The 25,034-nt window shown below is 61.8% G+C and carries 19 protein-coding genes and 1 pseudogene; 4 read left to right on the forward strand and 16 right to left on the reverse strand.

Features of this window, described 5'->3' with window-relative positions; translation table 11 throughout:
* Positions 1-36 precede the first annotated feature (36 nt).
* From LK440_RS11350 to dnaE, 5 genes are read right to left on the reverse strand one after another with little or no spacing between them, the layout of a single operon-like run.
* Entirely contained in the window at positions 37-1,152 is a 1,116-nt protein-coding gene (locus LK440_RS11350) for a glycosyltransferase family 4 protein (protein ID WP_005012582.1), read from the reverse strand.
* Positions 1,149-1,907, reverse strand: coding sequence for a glycosyltransferase family 2 protein (locus tag LK440_RS11355; protein WP_005012580.1), 759 nt, complete (start codon positions 1,905-1,907; stop codon positions 1,149-1,151). The genes LK440_RS11350 and LK440_RS11355 overlap by 4 nt, the downstream gene beginning before the upstream one ends.
* Positions 1,904-2,755: a polysaccharide deacetylase family protein gene (locus tag LK440_RS11360; protein ID WP_005012577.1), complete on the reverse strand. Its 852-nt coding sequence runs from the start codon at positions 2,753-2,755 to the stop codon at positions 1,904-1,906. Before LK440_RS11360 ends, LK440_RS11355 begins: the two co-directional genes overlap by 4 nt.
* Complete coding sequence (locus LK440_RS11365; RefSeq protein WP_005012574.1) at positions 2,752-3,852, reverse strand: glycosyltransferase family 4 protein; 1,101 nt, start codon at positions 3,850-3,852, stop codon at positions 2,752-2,754. The genes LK440_RS11360 and LK440_RS11365 overlap by 4 nt, the downstream gene beginning before the upstream one ends.
* Entirely contained in the window at positions 3,852-7,343 is a 3,492-nt protein-coding gene (gene dnaE / locus LK440_RS11370) for a DNA polymerase III subunit alpha (RefSeq protein ID WP_005012572.1), read from the reverse strand. The genes LK440_RS11365 and dnaE overlap by 1 nt, the downstream gene beginning before the upstream one ends.
* Before the next feature lie 138 nt (positions 7,344-7,481).
* Between dnaE and lpxO the strand changes: the two genes are divergently transcribed.
* Positions 7,482-8,381 carry a lipid A hydroxylase LpxO gene (gene lpxO / locus LK440_RS11375; protein WP_005012570.1) on the forward strand — a complete coding sequence of 300 codons (900 nt, stop codon included), beginning with the start codon at positions 7,482-7,484 and terminating at the stop codon, positions 8,379-8,381.
* Between the two features lie 45 nt (positions 8,382-8,426).
* On the opposite strand, the gene hrpA is transcribed toward lpxO, so the two are convergent.
* Positions 8,427-12,287 carry an ATP-dependent RNA helicase HrpA gene (gene hrpA / locus LK440_RS11380; protein ID WP_005012567.1) on the reverse strand — a complete coding sequence of 1,287 codons (3,861 nt, stop codon included), beginning with the start codon at positions 12,285-12,287 and terminating at the stop codon, positions 8,427-8,429.
* A 185-nt stretch (positions 12,288-12,472) separates the two neighbouring features.
* Here hrpA and argA point away from each other — a divergent pair, with 185 nt between their 5' ends.
* Both argA and LK440_RS11390 read left to right on the forward strand, forming a co-directional pair.
* The gene (gene argA, locus LK440_RS11385; RefSeq protein ID WP_005019011.1) at positions 12,473-13,828 is read left to right on the forward strand and encodes an amino-acid N-acetyltransferase; all 1,356 of its coding nucleotides are present in this window, start codon (positions 12,473-12,475) and stop codon (positions 13,826-13,828) included.
* Positions 13,829-13,927: 99 nt separating this feature from the next.
* A complete protein-coding gene (locus LK440_RS11390) occupies positions 13,928-14,200 on the forward strand; it encodes an oxidative damage protection protein (RefSeq protein ID WP_005012563.1) in 273 nt (90 codons plus the stop codon).
* A gap of 265 nt (positions 14,201-14,465) precedes the next feature.
* On the opposite strand, the gene phoU is transcribed toward LK440_RS11390, so the two are convergent.
* The 4 genes and pseudogenes from phoU to LK440_RS11410 form a co-directional block, all read right to left on the reverse strand.
* On the reverse strand, positions 14,466-15,215 hold the full coding sequence (gene phoU, locus LK440_RS11395; protein WP_005012561.1) for a phosphate signaling complex protein PhoU: 750 nt from the start codon (positions 15,213-15,215) through the stop codon (positions 14,466-14,468).
* A gap of 151 nt (positions 15,216-15,366) precedes the next feature.
* Positions 15,367-16,041: a ribose-5-phosphate isomerase RpiA gene (rpiA, locus tag LK440_RS11400; protein WP_005012560.1), complete on the reverse strand. Its 675-nt coding sequence runs from the start codon at positions 16,039-16,041 to the stop codon at positions 15,367-15,369.
* Positions 16,042-16,087: 46 nt separating this feature from the next.
* Positions 16,088-17,716 (reverse strand): annotated as a pseudogene (locus tag LK440_RS11405) (isovaleryl-CoA dehydrogenase).
* A gap of 31 nt (positions 17,717-17,747) precedes the next feature.
* Positions 17,748-18,968, reverse strand: coding sequence for a DNA recombination protein RmuC (locus LK440_RS11410; RefSeq protein ID WP_370510761.1), 1,221 nt, complete (start codon positions 18,966-18,968; stop codon positions 17,748-17,750).
* A 223-nt stretch (positions 18,969-19,191) separates the two neighbouring features.
* Between LK440_RS11410 and LK440_RS11415 the strand changes: the two genes are divergently transcribed.
* Positions 19,192-19,905, forward strand: a complete 714-nt coding sequence (locus LK440_RS11415; protein ID WP_005012556.1) for a PhoP regulatory network YrbL family protein — start codon at positions 19,192-19,194, stop codon at positions 19,903-19,905.
* Here the strand turns inward: LK440_RS11415 and LK440_RS11420 are convergent, their stop codons facing one another.
* From LK440_RS11420 to LK440_RS11445, 6 genes are read right to left on the reverse strand one after another with little or no spacing between them, the layout of a single operon-like run.
* Positions 19,906-20,613, reverse strand: coding sequence for a DNA-3-methyladenine glycosylase (locus LK440_RS11420; protein ID WP_005012554.1), 708 nt, complete (start codon positions 20,611-20,613; stop codon positions 19,906-19,908).
* Position 20,614: 1 nt separating this feature from the next.
* Positions 20,615-20,968, reverse strand: coding sequence for an arsenate reductase (locus LK440_RS11425; protein WP_005012552.1), 354 nt, complete (start codon positions 20,966-20,968; stop codon positions 20,615-20,617).
* A complete protein-coding gene (locus tag LK440_RS11430) occupies positions 20,965-21,771 on the reverse strand; it encodes an ABC transporter permease subunit (protein WP_005012551.1) in 807 nt (268 codons plus the stop codon). The genes LK440_RS11425 and LK440_RS11430 overlap by 4 nt, the downstream gene beginning before the upstream one ends.
* Positions 21,768-22,676 (reverse strand): ABC transporter permease subunit, encoded by a 909-nt coding sequence (locus LK440_RS11435; RefSeq protein WP_017685678.1) that lies wholly within the window; start codon positions 22,674-22,676, stop codon positions 21,768-21,770. Before LK440_RS11435 ends, LK440_RS11430 begins: the two co-directional genes overlap by 4 nt.
* Positions 22,673-23,800: an ABC transporter ATP-binding protein gene (locus tag LK440_RS11440; protein WP_005012548.1), complete on the reverse strand. Its 1,128-nt coding sequence runs from the start codon at positions 23,798-23,800 to the stop codon at positions 22,673-22,675. Before LK440_RS11440 ends, LK440_RS11435 begins: the two co-directional genes overlap by 4 nt.
* 6 nt (positions 23,801-23,806) lie before the next feature.
* Positions 23,807-24,910 (reverse strand): polyamine ABC transporter substrate-binding protein, encoded by a 1,104-nt coding sequence (locus LK440_RS11445; RefSeq protein ID WP_005012543.1) that lies wholly within the window; start codon positions 24,908-24,910, stop codon positions 23,807-23,809.
* Between the last annotated feature and the right edge of the window lie 124 nt (positions 24,911-25,034).

The following is a 25,034-nucleotide window of genomic DNA, read 5'->3' on the forward strand; positions in this document are numbered from 1 at the left end:
AGAGGGGCCTGCCCTGCCTCAGATCGGGAAAATGCGTCAGCGCTCGGCCAGCGTTCGTATGTAGACATCCAGGGTGGCGCGAGCGAAATCCTGCAAATTGAACTCACGTACGGCCTTCTCGCGCGCGGCCAGCCCCATGCGGCGCAAGGTTTCCGGATCGGCAAGCATCCCGCGCAACGCCGCAGCGATTGCCGGCACGTCGCGGGCTGGCACGATCCAGCCATCACGCCCCACCGTGATGTTCTCGGGCAAGCCGCCGGCGTCACTGGCCAGCACCGGACGGCCTATGGCCATCATTTCGCGACAGGCAAAGGACAGCGCTTCGCGGTAAGACAGCACAAAGCCCACATGGCAAGAGGCCAGTGCCGCCCGAACATCGTCTAGCAATCCCGGAAACACCATCTGCTCTTGCATGCCCGCGGCCTGGACGCGGGCCAGTTTGACGTCGTTGGGAGGATCGCCGGCCACCAGGATGCGGACCCTGCCCCGCAGCTCAGGCGGCAGGCTGCCCGCCGCATCGACCAGATCCAGCCAACCTTTGTCGAAGTCGGTTCCGCCCGCGCTGCCCAGAAGCAGTTTGCCATGCCAGTCTTCGCCAAAGAACAATGCCCGCAACTTGTCCTGACTGCCGGGAGCAGGCGGGGCATAGAAATTGGTGTCGACCCCATGGCGGATGGTACTGATCGGCAAGCGGCCATAGGGCGAGGCCTGCACCAGTTTGCGTACATAGTCGCTTACGGCGATGACATGATCGGTGGCCCAGCGCGCCCTCACGGCGTTGCCCAAGCTGGCCAGCGGATGATCGTTGTGCTTGGTGAAAATGATGCGGGGCCGATGACGCATCCCCAACGTGGCCAGCATGACCAGCTTGTGATCGGCGCTGCCATTGCAGTGGATGACGTCGAACTTTTCTTGCCGGATCAACCGCTTCAGGCACTGACGGCCGGCAAACCAAGAGGACAGTCGCGTGGTGAAGTCCATGGGTGCGACCCGCACCCGCTCTATGCTTTGCGCATAGCGATACAGGCGGCTGGTCGGCGGAGTCGCCACCACAATGTCGTGGTCCGCAGCCAGGCCGCGCGCCAGATTGATGATGTAGGTGACGTGCCCGCCCCCGTTGCGCGGATGGAAATTGGTATAGAGGATCTTCACTTGGGTGGCTCTGGCTCGGACTTGAGCATCAGCTTGGCATAACGGAAAAAACTACCGGCGGCCGCAGTGGCTGCCAGCACCAATCCATGCCGGCCGTCGAGAAACCCGCGCCGGATGAGATAAATACGCACGAAGGTCCAGAAGCCATGACCCAAGGCTGTGAAGACGTTGGCGCGGCGGTCCCTGGCATGCATCATCGCAGCCGCATCGGATGAGTAACGGTTGATCTTGCTGATCAACGAATCAAAATCCGGATACGGGTAGTGCAGCAAATGCGGCCCGAGCCGGGCGCTACGCCCGTCTGCCGGGACCGCTCTCTCATGCACGGCAGCATCGGTAAATCGTGCGGCGCCGCGCTTCCAGAGGCGCAATACGTAATCGGGCCACCAGCCGCTGTGCCGGATAAACCGACCGCAGAACCACGACAGGCGCGGCATCTCCCATGCCAGGACCTGCCCGTCCCGCACGGCGGCCTGGATGGCTTGGGCCAGTTCGGGCGTGACGCGCTCATCGGCGTCTATGGACAAGACCCAGTCTCCGGTAGCCAGGTCCAAGGCCCGGTTCTTCTGTGGGCCGAATCCCGGCCAGTCCGCCGTGACGACCACCCGCGCGCCAAAGTCGCGCGCCAACTCGACCGTGTTATCCGTGCTGCCCGAGTCGACGACGATGAACTCATCGGCAAAGACGACGGACTCCAGGCAACCGAGAATGTTGGCCGCCTCGTTTTTGGTGATGATGATGACCGACAGCGTCATGCCCGTCTCCTCAAGCGCTTCTTGAAGCCCTTCCAGGCGTGGAAAAGCGGCCCGATCACGGGCCCCCTGGACTGCCAGATCCGCCGCGTCAGCCATGTGCCGGCGCGATTGCGCACGGCAAAGCGGTAGATATGTGCCGGATTCGAGCCGGGGCGATTCTGCCCGAGAGGGTCGGTCGTATAGAGGTGACGGAAGCCAGCAGCATGCGCGGCCTGCACATAATCGACGTCGAAATACCCTTGCGGCCAACAGAGATGGTCGCTCACGTTACCCAGCCGCTGTATGAGCGTGGCGCGCGAATCGGCCAGTTCCTGAGCGATATGCTGGCGGTTGGCCGACAGATCCGCACCGCAGACTTTGTCCCAGCGCGTATGGGTGTGCGTGTGAGAATGGAACTCGAACGTGCCCGCCTGCCTCATGGCCTGGACCTCGCTCCAGCGCAGCATCACCTCATCGGCCCGTCCCTCGGCGATCAGCCGCTTGGAAGCGTCATGATCCACGTCGGCAGGCAGGGGCAATCCCTGCCCCGAACATGCACGTGCAGGCCCATCGCCAATCAGACCGGTAATGAGGAAGATCACGGCGCGCATGCCGTGCTTCGCCAAAATGGGATGGGCATGCACCCAGTTGTTCAAGTAGCCATCGTCGAAGGTGATCAACACCGATTTCTCGGGCACGGCCGCCCCGGCCAGATACGCCGCGAACTGATCGGCAGACAAAGACTGGTAGCCGGCCCGAGCGAGCGCGGCGATCTGGGCCTCGAAGACCTCGGGCGTGGCGGCGATCATGCCGCCGGCCGGCGTGATGTGGTGATACATCAGCACCGGAACATTGGGCGCGTTTTTCATCGTTTGCGTTCAGTCAGCCATTTGCGGTAGACGGCCTCGGTATTCTCGGCTAGCCGTTCGGGGGAGAAAACGCCTTCTTCACGCACCATACGCCAGCCGGCCTGCCCCATGCGTTGACGCAGGGCCGCGTCGTCGATCAGGCGACGCAGGGCTTCGGTCAGGGCCTGCCCATCCTTGGGCGCGACGAGAATACCGGTTTGGCCGTCACGCATCATTTCGGATACGCCGCCGACGTTCGTTCCCACGACAGGCAGACCACTGGCCTCGGCCTCGACATACACCGTGCCCGAGGCTTCCTGCTCCGTGGCAAGGGCGAAGATATCGAAGCCCGCCAGCAGATTGGGGACGTCTCGCCGCATGCCCATGAGGTGAACCCGCGACGACAGGCTCAATTCGGCGATATACGCCTGCGTCTGTTCGAAGACGGGCGACCCGCCACCGACAAAGACCAGATGCAGGCGTGGGTGATTTACCAATAGCGGTACCATCGCGTCGATCAGGGCCTTGTGGCCCTTGCTGGCGCGCATCACGGCCACGCACCCGACGATCAGATCGTCATCGCCCAGGCCAAGCTCGCCACGCAAGGTCGATCGTTCGACCGGCGGCGGCAAAACAATGGGCGAGTACAGCGTCGCGATGTGGGCCGGTGGCACGCCGCGAGCGATCAGGCCGTCGCGCACGTGGTCGCTGACGGTGGTGACGCGGTGGGGCAAACCCGTGTAACTCCAGAGCGAGCCTACTTTGTTGGACAGGTGGCGCGTGCGCACAATAAGAGGCGTACCCGCCAGGCGCGCGGCGGCAGCGGCAATCACCGTATCGCGCCGGCTGTGGGTATTGAGGACGTCATACCGGCCCCGCTTGAGAAGGGCACGGATGGCCAGCACGCCCTTTACATAGTTGAGCGGGCCGTCCATGTACAGCGTATGGACGGTAAAGCCCGCGTCGCGCAGGCGTTCACCCAACTGCGCATCGGGCTGCACGATGGCCTCCATGTGGTGGCCGCGCGCGCGCATGGCATGCATTTCTTTGAATATCCGGCCTTCCTGGCCGCCGAAGCTGGTGGCGGCCTCGGAATGAACAATGCGCAGAGGCTGCATCAGTAACTGACCTCCACGCCGTCGGGCTGGGCCCAGAGGGCGAGATTCTCCAGCAAGGTGTCTGCCATTCGCACGCGCCACTCTTGGCCCAACCGCACGGTGCACAGGAAATTATCCTTGCGGTAGATAACATCGACGGGCACGCCTGGAATGCCGTTTTCCGGCTCGGCCCGGAAGGGATTGAGCAGTTGCCGCAAGCGTGCCGCATCCGCCTGGCCGTTGAGCGTGATGCGCAGGGCGCGGGCGCGCGCCTCGCGGGCCAACTGCAGATCGAACAGGTTTTCTGCCACGATGCGCATGCCGCCGGAGTACTCGTCGTTGCTGACCTTGCCCTGCACGATGAGCAGTTGGTCCTCTTTGAGGCGATTGCGATGTTTCTCGAAAAGCTCGTTGAAGACCGATATCTCGACCTGTGCCGTACCGTCGTCGAGCACGGCGAACACCATTTTTCCGCGGCGGGTCATCATGACGCGCACGCCCGCGAGCACGCCACACATCCATTGCAGGTCGCGTTGCGGCTCAATACGCGCCAACGGCATGGGCACGATACGGCGCACCTCGTCACGCCAGGCGTCGAACAGGTGGCCGCTGAAGTAATACCCCAGCGCAGCCTTCTCTTCGGTCAAGCGCGTGTGCAGATTCCAGGGCGCCACCTTGGCCAGCTCGCCGGCGACGACATCGCCGCTGTCGTCGCCAAACAGCGAGGCCTGATTGACGCTGCGAGCGGCCTGCTCGGCCGCCTCCATGGCGGTGCCCACCGACGCCAGCATCGCGGCGCGATTGGATTCGATGGTGTCAAAGGCACCGGCCCGGATCAGGGCCTCGATGGTACGGCGGTTGACGGCGTGCTTGCTGACACGGCGGCAGAAATCGAAAAGATTCGCAAAAGGCCCGCCCTCCTGGCGCGCCCGCAGAATTTCTTCGACCGCGCCCTGACCGGTTCCCTTGACCGCCCCGAGGCCGTAGCGCATGGTGCGTGGAGGCCTGCCATGAGCGGTGTGTTCATCCTCGACCGGGGCAAACCGATAGCCCGAGGCATTGACGTCGGGCGGCAGCACCTCGACGCCATTGTCCTGGGCGTCGCGGCAGAAAATCTGCACCTTGTCGGTGTCATCCATGTCGGAGGACAAGGTGGCAGCCAGAAACTCGGCCGGGTGATAAGCCTTGAGCCAAGCCGTCTGATAAGCGATCAAGGCATACGCGGCCGAATGGGACTTGTTAAACCCGTAGCCGGCGAATTTCTCCATCAGGTCAAACAGTTTGACCGCCAGGTCCGGATCGTGGCCTTTTTCTTGAGCGCCTTGCTGGAACAGCTCGCGGTGCTTGGCCATCTCCTCGGGCTTTTTCTTGCCCATGGCACGGCGCAACAGATCCGCGCCACCCAGCGAATAGCCACCGATGATCTGCGAGATCAGCATCACCTGCTCTTGGTAGACGATGACGCCGTAGGTGCTTTTTAGCGTGCCTTCAAGATCCGGGTGAAAATAATCCACCGCCGCACGACCGTGCTTGCGGTTGACGAAATCGTCCACCATGCCGGACTCCAACGGCCCCGGACGGTACAAGGCCAGCATGGCGATGATGTCTTCGAAGGTGTTGGGCCGCAACTTCTTGAGCAACTCCTTCATGCCGCGCGATTCAAGCTGAAACACGGCAGTGGTGTTGGCGTCGCACAGTACCTTGTAGGCGGCGGGGTCATCCAACGCCAACGCCATGATGTCGAAATCGCGTTTGTCGGCATTGAACTGGCGCACATAGCGCACGGCCCAATCCAGAATGGTCAGGTTGCGCAGGCCCAGAAAGTCGAACTTCACCAGACCTGCAGCCTCGACGTCATCCTTGTCGAACTGCGATACCGCGCTGTTTTCCTGACCAGGCTGGCAATAGAGCGGGCAAAAATCCGTGAGCTTTCCCGGTGCGATGAGCACGCCGCCGGCATGCATGCCGATATTGCGAGTCAGACCTTCGAGCGGGCGCGCCAGGTCCACCAGCGCACGGACTTCTTCCTCCTGCTCGTAGCGTTCCTTGAAAGCCGGTTCGTCCTTGAGGGTGCGCTCCAGCGACCAGGGGTCGGCCGGGTTGAAAGGAATGAGCTTGGACAGGCCATCGCAGAACATATAAGGCATGTCCAGCACCCGTCCGGCGTCGCGTACGACCGCCTTGGCGCCAAGGGTACCGAACGTGGCGATCTGGCTGACAGCCGCGCGGCCATACTTGGTCTTGACGTACTCGATGACGCGTTCGCGGTTGTCCTGGCAGAAGTCGATATCGAAGTCGGGCATGGATACCCGCTCCGGATTCAGGAAGCGCTCGAACAGCAAATCGTAGCGAATGGGGTCCAGATCGGTGATCCCCAAGGCATAGGCCACCAGCGAGCCCGCACCCGAACCCCGACCCGGCCCCACAGGCACGCCGTTGTTCTTGCCCCAGTTGATGAAGTCCTGCACGATCAGGAAGTAACCGGGAAAGCCCATCTGGATGATGGTTTTGCACTCCCAGCGCAGGCGCTCGTAATAGGTGTCGCGCTGCCGGTCCCGCTCGGCCTGCTCCGGAAACAGAAAAGCCAGCCGCTTCTCCAGCCCCTCTTCGGACAGCTGCACGAGATAATCGTCCAGGGTCACGCCCTCAGGGGTGGGGAAGATGGGCAGCCGAGGCTTGCCCAGCACCAGCGACAGATTGCAGCGTTTGGCAATCTCTATCGTATTGGCAAGGGCCGAAGGCACGTCCGCAAAACGGGCCTGCATCTCCTGCGAACTTTGCAAATATTGCTGCGGTGTGAAACGCTTGACCCGGCGCGGATCGGCCAGGATTTCACCCTCGGCGATACATACGCGCGCCTCGTGAGCCTGGAACTCTTCGCGGTCCAGGAACTGCACCGGGTGGGTGGCCACCACCGGCAGCCCCGCTTCGGCGGCCAGCCGCATGGCTGCCTGGGTATACGCCTCGTCGCCATCCATACCGGCGCGCTGCAGTTCGATGTAGAAAGCGCCGGGGAACATCTCCCCCCATTGGCGCGCCAGCGCCAGGGCGGCGACCGTATTGCCTGCGTCCAACGCATGGCCGATGTCGCCGGCCCGCCCACCAGACAGCACGATCAACCCTTCCTGTCCCTGCAGCCATTCACGCCGCAACTCGGCCCGGCCTTTGTACTGATTCAGCAGAAACGATTGCGACAGGAGTTCGCAAAGGTTGAGATAGCCTTGGTGATTGCGTACCAGCAGCAACGCGCGAAATGGCTTGTCGCGGTCTTCGTCGTTGCTGAGCCAGACATCACACCCCGCGATGGGCTTGATCCCAGCGCCACGGGCGTTTTTATAGAACTTGATCAGACCGAAAATATTCGAAAGATCGGTCAGGGCGACTGCCGGCTGGCCCATTCTGGCCACACGCTTGATCAAGTCGGAAATACGCACGATACCGTCCACGACCGAAAACTCGGAGTGAACGCGCAGATGTACAAAAGGGGGCGGATTTGTTGCGGCTTCGGACATGCCCGGATTGTACCCGCGCAGGCCGGCGGGACGGTCCGGGCAGCATACCCTTGCGCAGGATGGAGATTTGTCAAAACATCCGGGCGGCGGGATATGGGACAATCCACTACATCACTCCGCTAGGTTATCCGTCCCCAAATGAAATGGCTGATCCCCGGCCTCTGGCTGGCCTCCATACTGTTCGCACACTTTCGTGGCCGTGTGCGCCTGTCGCTCTCGCGCCAGTTTCTGGATCACTCCGTCATCCTGGCACCCATCAATGCCTTCATGGTGTTGTGTTCGCGTGTCCCGACCACGGCCTATCTCACCAGCCGCGAAATCCCCGAGTTGCGGGTTCTGGACGAAAATTGGCAGATCATTCGGGACGAAGCCCTCAAGATGGCGGAGTTACGGCGCATACGCGCGGCCGACAATCATGATGACATCGGGTTTAACTCGTTCTTCAAATATGGTTGGAAACGCTTCTATCTGAAATGGTATGACGCACGCCACCCCTCGGCCGAAGAGCTCTGCCCCAATACGGTAGCCCTGCTCAAGACTCTGCCGAAGGTCAAGGCTGCCATGTTTGCCGAGCTGCCGCCCGGCGGCAAGCTCAACGCCCACCGCGACCCCTTCGCGGGGTCGCTACGCTATCACCTGGGTCTGGCCACGCCCAACGATGATCGTTGCTACATCGTGGTCGACGGGGATTCGTACAGTTGGCGCGATGGCGAAAGCGTGGTCTTCGATGAAACCTACGTGCACGAAGCGCACAACAAAAGCGACGCCAACCGCATCATTCTGTTCTGCGACGTCGAGCGGCCCCTGAAATGGGGCTGGGCCGAAGCCTTCAATCGCTGGTTTGGCCGCAAGGTCATGTCGGCGGCCAGCTCGCCCAACGACGCCGGTGACCAGACCGGCGCCATCAACAAACTGACGCACGCTCACTGGAAGCTCGACCAAAAGCGCAAGCAGTTCAAGGCGTGGAACAAAACCGTCTACAAGCTCACGAAATGGGGCTTGATCATCCTGGTCGTCCTGGCTTTTCTGGCCTGGTGACCGCAATGCCCAACGCCTGGCAATCAGGCGTTGGGCATTGCGCCGTCAGCGCCGCATGCTCTCCCAGGTTTTCAGCAGGCGTTTGACCGACACCGGCATGGGGGTGCGCAGCTCTTGGGCGAACAGCGCCACACGCAACTCTTCCAACAGCCAACGAAACTCGTCCAGCCTGGGGTCCGGCGCGCCTTTCAGCGCGGAGCGGGCTCGCTGATATTGCGTCAGCAACGGCGCCATCTCGGCCAGCAGGCGCGCGTCCCGCTCCGGATCGGCGCGCAGCTTGTCGATGCGTGCGACCGCCGCTTTCAGGTAGCGTGGGTAATGGGCCAGGTGTGCGTAGGGAATGTCGCGCACAAACCACTTCGGCATGAGCGCGCCAAGCTGCTGCATCAGATCGGCATAAGCCGCCGCATGCGGCTTGGCTTGCGCCAGCTTGCGCTGCAACGCGGCATACTCGGTCAGAATGGCCATCGAAAGCCGCGCCACCTCTTGAGCCAGCAGACCAAGCCGCCCCTTGCCATCCTGACGCCGTGCGTCGAACTGCTGCTCGTTGACGGGCCAGGGCTCGCCCAGGCAGGCCTGAGCGAGCGCGCAGTCGATGATCTGGTCACGCAACTCATCCTGAGTGCCCAGCGTCATGTAAAACATGCTCATCTTGGTGAGGTCGGTGAGGTTCTTTTCCAGAAACTTCACTTGCTCACGCAGACCGATGCGAAACAGCCGCAAGAGCCCCGCACGATGGTGGCGTCTGGCCTCTTCAGGATCATCAAAGACATCCAGATCGCAATGCGTGCCACGATCCACCAAGGCCGGATAGCCGACCACTGACTGGCCACCGCGACGGATTTCCATGATGTCAGGCAAGGGCCCGAAGGTCCAGCCAGTCAGATTCTCATGCGCCAGCGCCTGGGCCACGTCGTTGTCACGGGCGGCCAGTTGCTGAAACGTGGCCTGCGCCTGCTTGCCCAGCTCGGCCTTTAACTGCGCCAAATTACGGCCAGCAGCGAGCATGCGGCCATGTTCGTCGACCACCTTGAAGTTCATGAACAAATGCGCGGGCAACGTCTCGAGCTTGAAGTCGCTGGCAAGCGGACGCACCTGCACCTGCTTCCACATATCTTCGCTGAGGGCGTCGATCAACCCCATGCCGGGATCGGCGGCGCGCTCGAACCACCGATCGTAGAAGCCAGCGGCGTAATCTGGCAGCGGCACGCAATGCCGCCACTGCTTCTGCGGCAGGGACTTGAGCAGCAGATGCGCCTTCTCCTTGAGCATGCCGGGCACCAGCCACTCGCAGCGCTGGGCATCGATCTGGTTCAAGGCGAACAACGGCACCGACAGCGTCACGCCATCGCGCGGCGAGCCAGGCTCGAAGTGATAGTCCAGGGCCATACTTACGCCCTGCCACTCGACCTTCTTGGGGAATACTTCGGTGGTCACGCCGGCCGCTTCGTGCCGCATCAACTCTTCGCGCGTCAGCATCAGGCGCGCGGCGGCTTTCTTATCCAGGCCGTGAACCCATTTTTCCAGCGTGGCCGTCTGCGACATGCCGGCCGGAATCTGGCGGTCATAGAAGGCATAGATCAGTTCGTCGTCGACCAGAATGTCCGGACGCCGCGTCTGATGCTCAAGCTTTTCTATACCGGCAATGAGCTTGCGGTTGTGCGCGACAAAGGCCAGCCGCGTGTCGATCTCTCCGGGTACCAGCGCCTGGCGGATGAAGAGCTCGCGCGCATGTTCGGGATGAATGCGGCCATACTGCACCCGCCGCCCGCTGTAGATAACCAGCCCATAAAGCGTGGCGCGCTCATTGGCCACCACCTGCCCGGCCTTTTTTTCCCAGCGAGGATCGGAGAAATTACGGCGCAGCAAGTGCGCGGCGGCGCGTTCTATCCAGACCGGTTCAATGCGGGCCACGCAACGGGCATACAACCGCGTGGTATCGACCAGTTCGGCAGCCACGATCCAGCGGCCGGCTTTCTTGGCCAGCCGTGATCCGGGATGAATGTGGAACCGGATATCGCGAGCGCCCAGGTAGTTGGCGCCCTCTTCGCTCTTGAAACCAATATTGCCCAGCAAGCCGGTCAACAGCGCCAGATGCAGTTGCTCGTAGGTGGCGTCGCTTTGGTTCAGGCGCCAGCCCTGCTCGCCCACCAACGACGCCAATTGACTATGCACGTCATGCCATTCTCGCAAACGGATGGGCGAGAGGAAATTCTGCCGCAGCAGGGCCACCAGCTTGCGCTGCGACACCTTGTGCTGCACTTGCTCGCCATACCAGCGCCAAAGCTTGAGAAAGGAAAGAAACTCCGATTTTTCGTCGGCAAACTTGGCGTGAGCGGCCTCGGAGGCCTCGCGCTCTTGCATGGGACGGTCGCGTGCATCCTGCACCGACAGGGCGGCGGCAATGATGAGCATTTCGGTCAGGCATTGCTGTTCGCGCGCGGCCAGGATCATGCGCCCGATGCGCGGATCGACCGGAAGTCGTGCGAGATCCTGGCCTGTGCGGGTCAGCGTGAACACGCGCTTGCCCTGTCCGTCCTCATCGTCGGACATCTCGATGGCGCCGAGCTCTTGCAACAGGTGGTAGCCATCAGCCACCGCGCGCCCGGGAGGCGCCTCGACAAAAGGAAACTGCTCGATGTCGTCCAGTTTCAGCGCTTTCATGCGCAGGATGACCGACGCCAGCGACGAGCGCAGCACCTCGGGATCGGTAAACGCCGCGCGAGCGTTGTAGTCCGCCTCGTCATAAAGCCGGATGCACAGGCCAGGGCCGATGCGGCCGCAACGGCCGGCGCGCTGATTCGCCGATGCGCGGCTGATGGGTTCGATGCGCAACTGCTCGACCTTGTTGCGCCAGGAGTACCGCTTGATACGGGCCAGGCCGCTATCGACGACGAACCGGATGCCGGGCACGGTCAACGACGTCTCGGCCACGTTGGTGGCCAGCACCACCCGACGACTGTTGCCGCGCGGATGGAAAATCTTCTCTTGCTCGGCTTGCGACAGCCGCGCGTAAAGCGGCAGGATCTCGGTGCCCACGGGATGCCGCTTGCGCAAGGCCTCGGCCGACTCGCGAATCTCGCGCTCGCCCGGCAAAAATACCAGCACGTCGCCTGGCCCGTGGCGTGCGCACTCATCCACTGCGTCAACGATGGCGTCGATGAGATCGCGCTCTTCGTCTCCGGCCAAGCGCTCGCGAGTCCCTTTGGCCGGGGCACTGGCCTGCTCGTCGGTTTGCGGCGCTTGAACCGGGCGATAGCGCACCTCCACCGGGTACAGCCGGCCGGATACCTCGATCACGGGCGCGGGCTGGCCCTGCGCATCCGCGAAGTGCTGGGCGAAACGATCGGCGTCTATCGTGGCCGAGGTGATGACAACTTTCAGATCCGGCCGGCGCGGCAGCAACTGCCGCAGGTACCCCAGCAGAAAATCGATGTTCAGGCTGCGTTCATGCGCCTCGTCGATGATGATGGTGTCATAGCGCCTGAGCAAAGGATCGCGCTGTGACTCCGCCAGCAAGATGCCATCGGTCATCAGCTTGATGGCGGCATTGGGGCCGGTGCGGTCATTGAACCGCACCTGATAGCCCACCACCTCACCCATGGGCGTGTTCAGCTCTTCGGCGATGCGCTTGGCCACGGAGGTCGCCGCCAGCCGCCTGGGCTGGGTATGACCGATCATGGCGCGGCGCCCGCGCCCCAGCTCCAGGCAGATCTTGGGCAACTGAGTCGTCTTGCCCGACCCGGTTTCGCCGCTGACAATGACCACTTGGTGCGCGGCGATTGCTTGCGCGATTTCCTGACGCCGCGCGCTGACGGGCAGGTCTTCGGGGTAAGTGATGACGGGGATGGGGCGCTCCGGGCGCGCGGGACGGGGCGAGGCGGCCGGACGGGGCGTTTCTGGCATGTATCTGGATCCTTTGAGCCCGCATTATAAATTTGCCCAGGCCGGCTTACCTTCACGCACAGATTTTCCGTGCCCGGATGCGGCCGCGGCGGGCCGGTCGCGGCCTATAATTTCGGCAGCCGCCTTGCGGCCTGCCACACCGCCCGGCGGTGCGCCGACACTTTCTCTGATTGAATACCCCCATCATGCCCGACCTGGAAGCCGACACCGTCTCCGCCCTTGAAGCGCCCGAATTCGCCCCCGCGCAGTTCGTGCGATGGTTCCGAGACGTGGCGCCTTATGTGCATGCCTTTCGAGGCAAGACGTTCGTGGTGGCGTTTGGCGGCGAGCTGGTCCAGGCCGGTGCGCTGAACACCTTGGTGCAGGATTTGTCGTTGCTATCGGCGCTGGGTATCCGGCTGGTGCTGGTGCACGGATCGCGGCCCCAGGTCAATGAACAATTGCGGCTCAAGGGATACAGCCAGCAATTCGGCCGTGGCATGGAGCCCACCGATGCCGCCGCACTCGAATGTGCCAAGGAAGCGGCTGGCGAAATCCGCCTGGATATCGAAGCAGCGTTCAGTCAGGGGCTGCCCAATACGCCTATGTCCAATGCCCATGTCCGCGTGATCTCCGGCAATTTCGTCACTGCGCGGCCCGCCGGCGTGCTTGACGGCGTGGATTACAAACACACCGGGCACGTGCGCAAGATCGACGTCGATGCGCTGAAGTTCGCCATCGAACGCGGCTCGATGGTACTGCTCTCGCCTCTGGGCTTCTCGCCCACCGGAGAGGCTTTCAATCTCGCCATGGAGGACCTGGCCACCAGTGTGGCCGTGGGCCTGCGCGCCGAGAAACTCATCTTCCTGTCCAGTTCGCCCGGCGTGCTCAACGAAGACGGCACCGTCGATACAGAACTGGCGCGCGCCGACGCCGACGCGCTTCTGGCCGCTGGCCAGTTGGACGAAGACACCGCCTTCTTCCTGCGCCCGGCTTCGCTGGCCGTCAAACGTGGCGTGGCGCGCGCCCACGTGGTGCCTTACTGCCTGGATGGCAGCGTACTGCTGGAAATTTTTACGCACGACGGCGTGGGCACCATGGTGGTAGAAGACACGCTGGACGATCTGCGAGCGGCCACACTCGACGATGTCGGCGCGATCCTGAGCCTGATCGAACCGCTGGAAGCCGACGGCACGCTGGTGCCCCGGCCGCGCGGCGTGATCGAGCGCGACGTCGAGCATTTCACCGTGCTGGAGCACGACGGCATCATCTACGGATGCGCCGCCATCTACCCCTACCCCAAGGACAACATGGCCGAGATGGCCTGCCTGATTGTCCATCCGGAATGGCAAAGCTCGGGGGAAGGCGAAATATTGCTGCGCCACATGGAGTCCCGCGCCCGCAGCATGGGCATGAAGCGGCTGTTCGTGCTCACGACCCGCACCTCGCACTGGTTCATCAAGCGCGGCTTCGTCCAAGGAGGCATCGCCGACTTGCCGGTGGACAAACAGCAACACTACAACCGGTCGCGCAACAGCCTCATCTTCATCAAAAAGCTCTGAGCGAAGCAATAGACCCTGCCTGAAACAGGGTCTATTGCCGCCGCATCATGCCCCAAGCCCGTTAAAATGGGCCATTCAAAACTATTCGGCAGCAGAAAAATGGCTCGTACCATCCACTGTGTAAAACTCAAGCGCGATACCGAAGGTCTGGACTTTCCGCCCTATCCGGGCGAACTGGGTGCCCGTATCTGGCGCGAAATTTCCAAGGAAGCCTGGGAAGAGTGGAAACAGGTCCAGACGCGCCTGGTCAATGAAAACCGCCTGAATCTGGCCGATGCTCGTGCGCGCAAGTATCTGCAGCAGCAGATGGAACGCTTCCTGTTCGAAGACGGTACGGTCGAAGCCCAGGGATATGTGCCGCCTTCGGCCTGATACCCGCCTCGCGTGCTCCGGGCGCCGCAGGCGCGCGCCGTAAGGCACCCTGTAAAAAACCCCCGAATGCTGGACGAGATCCACCCTTCGGGGGTTTTTTACATGGCCAATGGATACGCGCTCAGGCGGCCTATCACCTCAACAGGCCCACATCAAAAGGCCCCAGGCCGGTACAGAACCGGACTGGGGCCGTTGGGCTTGTGTTGCGTCGCGTGCCGAGTTCGGCCGCGTCAACCACCCGACGCCCGGCGCGCCAGCGCCGGGATCATCCCGCCTGCTGCTCGTCGGTGCCAACCGCAGATTTGGGTTCGGCGTCTTCGCCACGAGCCAGACGTTCGGTGTTTTTGACGCCGGTGTGGCGCACATCGGCGCCTTTGACCATATAAATCACGCGTTCAGCCATGTTTTTGGCATGGTCGCCGATACGTTCGAGCGCGCGGGCGATGAACACCATGTCGATCGCTCGCGAGATCGTGCGCGGGTCTTCCATCATGTAGGTAATCAGGTTACGTAGCGCGGCCTTCCATTCCTTGTCCACTTCCTTGTCGTTGCGCACCACCTGCGCCGCAAGAATGGGATCCAGACGGGCGAACGCATCCAGCGCCTGATGCAGCATGTTGCCAACATTGACCGACATGTGACGCAACTCGATCAGCGGAATCTGCTGCTGCGAAGCGTCATACATGCGGCGTACGGCGGTGGCGATTTTTTCTGCCTCATCACCCGAGCGCTCCATGTCGGTGAGCATCTTGGACACGGCCAGCAGCGTGCGCAGATCGATGGCGGTGGGCTGATGCCGGGCCAGAATCAGGCTGATGCGCTCATCGATCTCCACCTCGTGGCGGTTGACCTCTTTTTCGCGCTCGCGGACTTTTTCGACCAGGCTCATATCCCCGGTCGCCATGGCTTCTATCGCCTCGTGGATCATGGCCTCGACCACTCCACCCATTTGCAGAAACTGCGAACGGACGGCGCCCAGGTCGGCGTCGAACTGTTTATTGGTGTGCTCCGTCATCCGGACTCCCTGCGATTGTGGTCTCATGACTGCGCCCCCCTTTGAGCGCTCGAATGACGCGGGGGACCTGCCGACCCGCAAGGTTATGACCTGAGTGTGACAGGATTATGAATGCCACCGCCCTGCCAGGGCAAGGCGGTGGCATCACGGATCAACGGCCCAGGCGGCGGATACCGTTCTGGGTGGCAAGCAATGCCACATCCGCGCCGGGCAGCGCAAACAGGCCGCAGGTCACGACACCGGGCATATTGTTGACGCGGGCTTCCAGGCCCGGCGCATCGGTGATGCTCAGACCGGCAATATCGAGAATCACGTTACCGTTATCGGTCACGAAGCCCTCGCGCAGACGAGGCTGACCGCCCAATGCAGCCAGACGACGCGCCACGGCTTCACGGGCCATCGGAATGACCTCAATGGGCAACGCAAAGGCTCCCATGCGTTCGACCAGCTTGGACTCATCGGCTATGCAGATGAAACGCTCGGCCACCGAGGCGACGATTTTCTCGCGCGTGAGCGCGCCACCACCGCCTTTGATCATATGCAGATTGGCATCGATCTCGTCGGCGCCATCGATGTACAGCGGCATGGTATCGACGTCGTTCAGATCGAGCACGGCAAGGCCATGACTGGCCAGGCGCTGAGCACTGCGCTCAGAGCTGGCGACCGTGCCGCGGATGCGTCCGGCAAACCGTGCCAGACCGTCGATGAAAAGGTCGGCGGTCGAACCGGTTCCGACACCGATGACCACATCGGGGCCGGCGACCTGCTCGACGAATTCGAGTGCCGCTTCCGCGGCCTGTTGTTTGAGCTGTTGCTGAGTAAGCATGATGAGGCGGGCGCGATGCGCCAGGAAGGAGGATGCAGACGGAAATTTAGCAGATACCTGGCCAGGCACGGGCCAGGATGGCCGCTATGGCAGGTTCTGACAGGTGTTCACCATACAACCCTGGCCTCAGCCGGGTGGCGACAAATGCCTGCCCCAGCGGCTGCGGGGCGTGGCGCAGCATGAGACCTGCCTGCATAAGCCGCGCCAGACCGGCCGCCAAGGCCCGCGCCTGCTCCTGGCCAGGCTGCGCGGCCGATATCAGCCATGATTCGACGGCACGATCGTAGCGCGCGTCCAGGCCAGCGGCCAGTTTCAGATCCTCGCCCAGCCGCGCCAGCGCCTGCGGCTCGCGGCCCAGCGCGCGCAGCACATCGAGCGCCATCACATTGCCCGATCCTTCCCAGATGGCGTTGACCGGAGCCTCCCGATAGAGTCGAGCCAAAGGCCCCTCCTCCACATAACCATTACCGCCCAGTACCTCCATGGATTCGGCCAGCGCTGTGCAGGCGCGCTTGCACACCCATAACTTGGCCGCCGGCGTGACCACCCGCAGCAAGGTGCGCTCGTCCGCATCCATGGCATGCGCCAGGCACATGCCCAGCAACATAGCCGCCTCGCTCTCGAGAGCGAGATCCGCCAGTACCGCCCGCATCACCGGCTGCTCGACCAACCGCTGGCCAAATGCGCGACGATGCTGGGCATGGTGCAACGCCTGTACCAGCCCCTGCCTGAGCAGCGCCGCGCTGCCCAACACACAATCCAGGCGGGTGGTGGCGGCCATTTCGAGCAATACGGCCAACCCCTTGCCAGGCTCACCCAGCATCACCGCCCAGGCCTGCTCGAACTCGGCCTCTGCGCTGGCGTTGCTACGATTGCCAAGCTTGTCCTTCAGGCGCCGCAGTCGGATGGCATTGCGTGGCCCGTTCGGGATCCAGCGTGGCATGAAAAAACAGCCGATGCCGTCGTCCGCGCGGGCCAGCACCAGATGCGCATCGGCCTGGGGCACCGAAAAAAACCATTTATGACCCACCAGCGAGTACGGCTGCCCACGCCCTGGCTGACCCAACGGCCGGGCCTCGGTCGTGATGGCTCTCAAATCGGAGCCGCCCTGCTTTTCCGTCAGGCCCATGCCCAGCATGACGCTTCGCTTGGAGGTCAAGGGCGCATCTGTACCGTCGTAATCGCGGCTCATCAGCCGGGGCAACCAGTCACGGGCATAATCAATCGCCCCGCCGGGTTCACGCAACAGCAAAGGAATCGCTGCGTGGGTCATCGTGATGGGACACAGGGTTCCCGCCTCCACCTTACCCTGCAGGTAGAAACCGGCCGCCCGGCTGATATGCGTGGCAGATCCTGTCTGCACCCAGGGCTGACAATGCAGGCCGCGCGTTCAGGCCCCCCGCATGAGCGCGTCCCATGCCGGATGAAACTCGACGTGATCAATACGATGCCCGGCAGGATCGTAGGTGTGCAGCGCAGGCGGATGAGTGTTGGCGAGTTCTCCCGCCTTCAGGGTGTGCGCACGTCCCAACCAGGCGCCATGCTCGGCGAGTTCGACAGTCGGGATCCCCAGACGCACCAGCCACTGCTTGAGTGCCTGGTCCGTGTCAAACAGCGAGTAGTCCTCGAGCGGAGCGACCTGGTTCGTGACTTGGTGCGTGGCGAAGGGCTGCATGATGTCTCCCGATGGCGCCACGAACGCCGCATCAGCGTTGCGCAGCTGGATCCAGTGTATCGGTTTCGTCGCCCAGCAGGCGTTCGGCCTGCTCGCCCGGCAGCGCCTCGACCGCGTTCAGATTGCGCAGCATGACCCGGGTACGGGTCTCCGTCTGCCCGATCTTGTTGCTGGCCGTATCCAGCGATTTTTTTACGCTGGCCAGCGACTCGCCGAACTTGCCGAACTCGGTTTTGACGGCACGCAGTACTTGCCAGACCTCAGAGGAACGCCGCTCGATGGCCAGAGTACGAAAACCCATCTGCAAACTGTTAAGCAGCGCGGCGAGGTTGGTCGGGCCGGCCACATTCACGCGCAACGCCTGCAGTTTGTCGACCAGGCCAGGCTGTCGCAGCACTTCGGCGTACAAGCCTTCAGTAGGAAGAAACATGATGGCGAAATCGGTGGTATGGGGCGGAGCGACATACTTCTCTGCGATCAGGCGGGCCTGGGCCTCCACCGCGCGCACCAGCGCGGCGCCAGCCACACGCGCCGCTTCGTGATCCGCCGCATCCTGCGCCAACTGCAAGCGTTCGTACTCCTCTTTGGGAAACTTGGCATCGATGGGCAACCAGACCGGACCGGCTTCGCCGCCTGGCAATCGGATGGCAAACTCAACGATGGCGTCGCTGCCTGGCACCGGTTTTATGTTGCGCGCGTATTGGTCGGCCGTCATGCTGTCCTCAATGAGACGAGCCAGTTGCACCTCGCCCCATGTACCGCGGGACTTGACGTTGGTGAGCACGCGCTTGAGATCTCCGACGCCGGCGGCCAGCGTCTGCATTTCGCCCAAACCCTTATGCACGGCCTCCAGACGTTCGGACACCAGGCGGAAGGATTCGCCCAGGCGCTGCTCGAGCGTGGCGTGCAATTTTTCATCCACGGTGCGCCGCATGTCTTCCAAGCGCGCTGCGTTGTCGGCCTGCAGCGTCTGCAGGCGCTGGTCTACCGTGTTGCGGATCTCCAGCATGCGCCGGTCGTTGATCTCCACCAGCCCCTGCAGCCGCTCACCAAACTGGGTGCCAAAGCGCGCCAACGACTCCGCGGCTTCGCGTCGGTTGTCGCTTTGCGTCTGTGCGAGATCGGCCCGCAAGCCGCGCTCCAGACGCTCCACCGCTTCGTACAGGCCATCGAGGTGGGCGCGGCTGGCTGCCGGCCGCAGGCACAGCCACAGTGTCAGCAGCGCCGCCAGCCCGGCAGCGCCCGCTGCCATCCACAAGAGTATTTCTGTCAGAACCACGGCTTCCCCCAGCAAAAAAATATTATAGAAAAATGGGGTCAGCCATCGGCATGACATTCCCGGAAATATATCTGACCAATAAAACAAAAATCATTTACCCAATTCTGAAACACCTAGAAACTTATTAATTAAATTATCAACTCTCATTAAGCGACTTGGCACTAAGATCACACAAAGATACTGATAGGCGCCCTCCATGGCGCCTGGCTGCATGCTTCTCATACCGCAAAACCTCTCCCTGCCTCGGGCCGGAGAGTCTCATTTCCAGGACATCTTCGGCCCCATCGATCTGAGCCACGCCACTCTGCTGGCGCATGGCGGTGACCGTTATGTCTTCGAGCACCCGCATGACGCCTGTCTGCTTGTCAAAGTCATGGACATGCAGGCGCGTGGCGTTTATCTGGCCAAACGTCCCTTGAAGCGCTGGTATAAACAGTTTCAGCGAGAAAGTGCTTATCGCGTTTACCTGAACGAATTCAGCGAATATGTCACCAGCGCGACGCGCCCGTCTGGCGTCTGGCATTTGCCATTGGCGCGTATCCTGGGCGTGTCGCAAACCAATCTAGGGCTGGGACTGCTGGCCGAGAAGATCCGCAACGCGCAGGGCGAGATGGCCCCCACCTTGCGGGACCTGGTCAAGCAAGGGCGCTATACCCGCCAGATAGCCCGGCAATTGGATCAGATGATCGACGATCTGGCGCAGGCGCATGTGATTCTGCATGACCTCTCTTCGGCCAATATTGCCGTGGGTTACAACGCCGATGGCCGGCAGGGCCTTTATCTCGTCGATGGCTTCGGCGTGGTACCGCTCATTCCGGTGTACGCCTGGAACCAGCGCCTGAACCGCCGCCGCATCATGAAGAAGTACGCAGAAATGCGGGCCAAACTGCCTGCGCCGCTTGATGATTGATCAGCCGGCGGGCAGCACGGCACCCTGCCCGTCGATCCACTCATAATCTTTGCCCGCCTGCTGGCCCCGCCTCAAGGGGTTACGCGTGCAGAAGGCTGCGTAAGCCGGGTCAACGAAGCGATAGGGTAAATGTTCGTCACGCCCGGCCGGTATGCCCAGCCGCGTGGTTCGCACGATGGTGGGTACCGCCACGCCGGCATCATGCACAAAGAAAACGTCGGGGTCGAAACCCTGTGCATCCCACTCGGGCACCTTCAGCCCCAACGAACGACACAGCAACGTCTGCCCGGCGCAAAGCTTCTCGGGCGCGCGCATCCTGCCCTGGCTATCGGGATTGAGCGCCTGCATAGCCCGCAGCGATTGGGCCCCCGAGACCGCGTCAAGCCATGGGAAGGCCGATTTGATGAGTACGGCATTGCCCTGCCCGCGCGCGCTGAAATTCAATGAGTCGCTGCCACGAGCGTAGTACATATAAATGGTGCCACCGCCCATGAAAAGCGCGCGCCGCTTGTGCGTATATCCCAGCGAAGCGTGGCTGCCTTTGTCGGTCAGATAATAGGCCTCGGTTTCGATGATGCGCGCAGACAGCCACAGGCTACCCCAGCGCCGCCGCAGGATCTTACCCAACAGATCGCGGGCCAACGTGGCCGCATCGCGATCGAAGAAACTGTCTGGCAGCGGCGCCAGATCGTCGACGCCACCGGCCATGTCAGGCAAAGCGTTCGGTGTAACGCTTTTCGGAAAAACCGACGCTGATCTCACCGTCCGGGGTCACGGTTACCGGCCGACGAACCAACGCCGGGTATTCGGCAATCAGCCGCGTCCATTGAGCAGGCGTCGCGGCCGCCTTCTGCTCCTCGGTCAGGGCACGCCAGGTCATGGAGCTGCGATTGACGAGCTTGTCCCATCCACCGAGTTGCTCAGCCCAGGCCTTGAGCGTGTCAGCAGGCACCGGATGATCCCGATAATCGACGAACTCATGCTTGACGCCATGCGCCTTGAGCCATTCGCGTGCCTTGACGCAGGTGCTGCATTTATTCAGGCCATAAAGTGTAGTCGTCATGTCGTTATCTCCCGACGGGCTTGCATACGATTGGCGATGATGACGCAGGTGCCTACGGCCAGAATGAACAATGTGGCCAGCGCATTGACCTCGGGCTTGAGCCCCAGGCGTACGCGCGAGAAGACTTCCATGGGCAACGTGGAATAGCCTGGCCCCGACAAGAAGGAAGCCAGCACGACGTCATCGAGCGACAACGTGAAAGACAGCAACCATGCCGAGGCCAGCGCCGGCGCGATGAGCGGCAGGGTGATGGCGAAGAAAACCCGGATGGGCGTGGCCCCAAGATCGAGCGCGGCCTCTTCCAGCGAGCGGTCCATGTCACGGATACGCGACTGGATCACCACGGCGACGAAAGCCATGCACAGGGTCACATGGCCGACCCAGATGGTGAATATCCCGTTTTGCGCCGGCCAGCTTAGAGTGCCGCGCATTTCGACAAACATGAGCAGCAGGGAGATCCCCAACACCACCTCAGGAATGACCAATGGCGCGCTGAGCATACCCACATAGAGCCCAAATCCCTTGAAGCGCCCCATGCGCGCGAGCACGTAACCCGCCCACGTACCAATGATCGTGGCAGCCGTCGCAGTCAGCGCCGCGATCTTGAACGACAACCACGCCGCGCGCAACAAAGCCTCATCGTGGAACAGCGACCCATACCAACGGAAGGAGAACGCGGTCCAGGAGGTGACCACGGGCGACTCATTGAAGGAAAACACCATCAGGCTCAGTATGGGTACGTAGAGGAAGAGATAGCCCACGCCCAGCGCCACATTACGCAGCGTTTTATTTGGCCCCTTCATGCTTTGCCCCCGTTGACGGCTTCCTGTTGCTTGACCTGGTTGTACTGGAACAGCGCCAGCGGCACGAGCAGCAAGAGCACCATCACGCAGGTCACGGCCGATGCCATGGGCCAGTCGGTGTTGTTGAAGAACTCGTTCCACATCACGCGGCCCATCATCAGGGTGTCAGCGCCGCCCAGCATCTCGGGAATGACGTACTCGCCCACGGCAGGGATGAAGACCAACATGGCGCCGGCAATGACGCCAGGCCGGGACAGCGGCACCGTGATGCGCCAGAAGGCCTGCCACGGACGCGCGCCGAGGTCGTAGGCGGCCTCCAGCAGCCTGAGGTCCATTTTTACGAGATTGGCATACAACGGCAGAATGAAAAAAGGCAGATAGGCATAGACCATGCCAATGTAGACCGCCAGATCGGTGCGATAAATCTCCAGCGGAGCGGAGGTCAGCCCAAGGCCCATCAATAGCTTGTTCAACAGGCCGTCGTTGCGCAGGATTCCAACCCATGCATAGACGCGCAGCAACAGCGACGTCCAAAAAGGCAGAATCACGCCCAACAAGAGCAGATTGCGGTGACGCGGCGCGCTGCGGGCGATGTAATACGCCATCGGGTAGCCGATCAGGATGCAGCAAAGCGTCGTGATGGCCGCCATCTTGACCGAGTTCAGGTAGGTGGCAACATACAGACTGTCGGTAAAGAGCAGGATGTACCCACGCAGATGCAGACTGAACTGGACCGCTTCGTCCTTGATTTCGGCAAAAGGTGTATAGGGTGGGATACCGAACTGCAATTCGGCGACGCTGATTTTCAAAACCAGCAGAAACGGGACAAGCAGAAAGACCACCAGCCACACAAAGGGAGGCACGATGGCCAGTCTGCGGCCTGAGGGCAGCCGCAGCCGCCTCATGATGACAACACCGTCGCGCTGTCGGCATCCCAACTGACGAAGATTTCTTCGTCTATGCCGGGCGCGTCCATGTTGGACAACAACAGGCTGGCCACGCTGGCTTCGACCGTTTTGCCCGAATCCAGACGAATCTGGTAGAGGCCATAACTGCCCATCCAGGCCATGTGCGTCACCATGCCATGCGCCCAGTTGTACTCGCCTTCGGGTTGCTCGCGCGAGACGACCAGCCGTTCGGGCCGGATCGACACGTGCACTTGCATGCCGAGCGGCTCGCTCACGCCGTGGTTGACGAACAAGGGACGCGTGAGTTCCTCGCTTTCGATGGCAACGTGGTCCGGCTCATCGACGACGATCGTGCCGGTAAACAGATTGGTCGTACCGATGAAACCCGCCACGAACTGGGAGTTCGGGAAGTTGTAGACATCCTGGGGGGTGCCGCATTGCACGATCTGCCCTTCGGTCATGACGGCCAAACGGTGGGCCATCGTCATGGCCTCTTCCTGGTCATGCGTGACCATGATGCACGTCACACCGACCTGCTCCAGGATTTTGACCAGTTCGATCTGCGTCTTCTGACGGATCTGCTTGTCCAGGGCCGACATGGGCTCGTCGAGCAAGAGAAGCTTGGGGCGCTTGACCAGGCTGCGCGCCAGTGCGACGCGCTGCTGCTGACCGCCCGACAACTGATGCGGTTTTCGGCGCGAATAACCCGCCATCTGCACCAGATTCAGGGCTTCGAAGACGCGATCGTGGATTTCAGCGCGATCCACGCCCTCCTGCTTGAGGCCAAACGCGACATTCGCCTCGACCGTCATGTGCGGGAAAAGCGCGTACGACTGAAACATCATGTTCACCGGCCGCCGGTACGGCGGCACGGCGGTGATGTCCTCGCCGTCGAGCAGGATCTGTCCCGACGTGGCATCCTCGAAGCCGGCCAGCATGCGCAACAAGGTGGATTTCCCGCTGCCCGAACTGCCCAGCAACGCAAAAATCTCGTTGCGGCGCACGGCCAGGTTGACCGAGCGCACCGCCACGGTGTCGCCGAAAATCTTGACCACATCGACGACCTTGACGAACTCGTCGGGATCGCCGGAGTACTGTGCCGTGTAACGGGCCTCGCTCATGATGATTTATCGTCCTGACTTCAGTTCAGCCCACATCCGCGTCTGCAAACGCTGAATGGGCAGGGGCTGGGCCTTGATCACATAGAGCGACTTGGACAGCTCGGGCGACGGATAGATCATGGGATTGTCAGCGACTTCCTTGACCACGTACTTGCGCGCCTCTTTGTTGGCGTTCGGGTAGAACATGGTGTTGGTGATGGCCGCATGCACCTGAGGCGTCTCGATGTAATTGATGAATGCATGCGCCTCATCGGGATGCGGCGCATCCTTCGGAATGACCATCAAGTCAAACCACGCCGGCGCGCCACCCTTGGGAATGAAGTAATTGATGTCGTAAGGCTTTTTGGCCTGCTGAGCGCGATTGCGCGCGATCATCACGTCACCGGAAAAACCGTACACCATGCACAGGTCGCCCACGGCGAGTTCGTCGATATAGCCCGACGAGCTGAACTGCCGGATGTAGGGGCGGATTTTTTTCAGAACTTCCAGCGCCGCCTTGTAGTCCTCGGGCTTGTCGCTGTTGGGATCCTTGCCCAGATACTTCAGCACCGCCGGGAATACCTGGGCGGCCTCGTCGAGCATGGAAATGCCGCATTCTTTCAGTTTGGCGGCATTCTCGGGCTTGAACAGCATGTCCCAATTGGCCAGGTCGACGTCCTCACCCATGATCTGCTTGACCTTGGTGACGTTGTAGCCCAGACCGTTGGTGCCATAGCCCCAGGGCACCGCATACTCGTTGCCCGGGTCTACCTGCGCGACCAAGGCCATGACGTCGGGGTCGAGATTCTTGAGATTAGGCAGTTTGGACTTGTCCAGCTTCTGGAACAGGCCCCCTTCGATCTGCCGCGAAGCGTAGTGAGTCGACGGCACGACGATGTCATAGCCGGACTTGCCCGTCAGCAGCTTGGCCTGCAAGGTATCGTTGTTGTCGTAGATGTCATAGCGGACCTTGATACCGGATTCGCGCTCGAATCCGGGAATCGTGTCAGGGGCAGTGTATTCTGCCCAGTTATAGACATTGACGACCTTGTTCTGCGCCAGCGCGGGCGTAGTCGCCGCCGCTGCCAGCGCCAGACCTACTGCCGCACGCACTCCCGCCGAGGTTTTCATCGCAAACCCCTTGCCTATTCGGCAATTGCCAAAAGGCAAAATAATAAAGCCTTTTAACAGGGGCTTGGTAAGCGTCTGGCAGTGGGATCGGCGAATTTGCACGAAATTGCCGCCTGGCCGACTC

Origin of the sequence: Bordetella holmesii (assembly GCF_020735985.1) — a bacterium.
Taxonomy (GTDB): Bacteria; Pseudomonadota; Gammaproteobacteria; order Burkholderiales; family Burkholderiaceae_B; genus Bordetella; species Bordetella holmesii.

What these genes read in the sequence shown, in the direction of transcription:
- LK440_RS11355 (WP_005012580.1), bottom strand. Translation starts at nt 1,907, where the DNA reads ATGACGCTGTCGGTCATCATCATCACCAAAAACGAGGCGGCCAACATT.
- LK440_RS11360 (WP_005012577.1), bottom strand. Translation starts at nt 2,755, where the DNA reads ATGAAAAACGCGCCCAATGTTCCGGTGCTGATGTATCACCACATCACG.
- LK440_RS11365 (WP_005012574.1), bottom strand. Translation starts at nt 3,852, where the DNA reads ATGCAGCCTCTGCGCATTGTTCATTCCGAGGCCGCCACCAGCTTCGGC.
- dnaE (WP_005012572.1), bottom strand. Translation starts at nt 7,343, where the DNA reads ATGTCCGAAGCCGCAACAAATCCGCCCCCTTTTGTACATCTGCGCGTT.
- lpxO (WP_005012570.1), top strand. Translation starts at nt 7,482, where the DNA reads ATGAAATGGCTGATCCCCGGCCTCTGGCTGGCCTCCATACTGTTCGCA.
- hrpA (WP_005012567.1), bottom strand. Translation starts at nt 12,287, where the DNA reads ATGCCAGAAACGCCCCGTCCGGCCGCCTCGCCCCGTCCCGCGCGCCCG.
- argA (WP_005019011.1), top strand. Translation starts at nt 12,473, where the DNA reads ATGCCCGACCTGGAAGCCGACACCGTCTCCGCCCTTGAAGCGCCCGAA.
- LK440_RS11390 (WP_005012563.1), top strand. Translation starts at nt 13,928, where the DNA reads ATGGCTCGTACCATCCACTGTGTAAAACTCAAGCGCGATACCGAAGGT.
- phoU (WP_005012561.1), bottom strand. Translation starts at nt 15,215, where the DNA reads ATGACGGAGCACACCAATAAACAGTTCGACGCCGACCTGGGCGCCGTC.
- rpiA (WP_005012560.1), bottom strand. Translation starts at nt 16,041, where the DNA reads ATGCTTACTCAGCAACAGCTCAAACAACAGGCCGCGGAAGCGGCACTC.
- LK440_RS11410 (WP_370510761.1), bottom strand. Translation starts at nt 18,968, where the DNA reads ATGGCAGCGGGCGCTGCCGGGCTGGCGGCGCTGCTGACACTGTGGCTG.
- LK440_RS11415 (WP_005012556.1), top strand. Translation starts at nt 19,192, where the DNA reads ATGGCGCCTGGCTGCATGCTTCTCATACCGCAAAACCTCTCCCTGCCT.
- LK440_RS11420 (WP_005012554.1), bottom strand. Translation starts at nt 20,613, where the DNA reads ATGGCCGGTGGCGTCGACGATCTGGCGCCGCTGCCAGACAGTTTCTTC.
- LK440_RS11425 (WP_005012552.1), bottom strand. Translation starts at nt 20,968, where the DNA reads ATGACGACTACACTTTATGGCCTGAATAAATGCAGCACCTGCGTCAAG.
- LK440_RS11430 (WP_005012551.1), bottom strand. Translation starts at nt 21,771, where the DNA reads ATGAAGGGGCCAAATAAAACGCTGCGTAATGTGGCGCTGGGCGTGGGC.
- LK440_RS11435 (WP_017685678.1), bottom strand. Translation starts at nt 22,676, where the DNA reads ATGAGGCGGCTGCGGCTGCCCTCAGGCCGCAGACTGGCCATCGTGCCT.
- LK440_RS11440 (WP_005012548.1), bottom strand. Translation starts at nt 23,800, where the DNA reads ATGAGCGAGGCCCGTTACACGGCACAGTACTCCGGCGATCCCGACGAG.
- LK440_RS11445 (WP_005012543.1), bottom strand. Translation starts at nt 24,910, where the DNA reads ATGAAAACCTCGGCGGGAGTGCGTGCGGCAGTAGGTCTGGCGCTGGCA.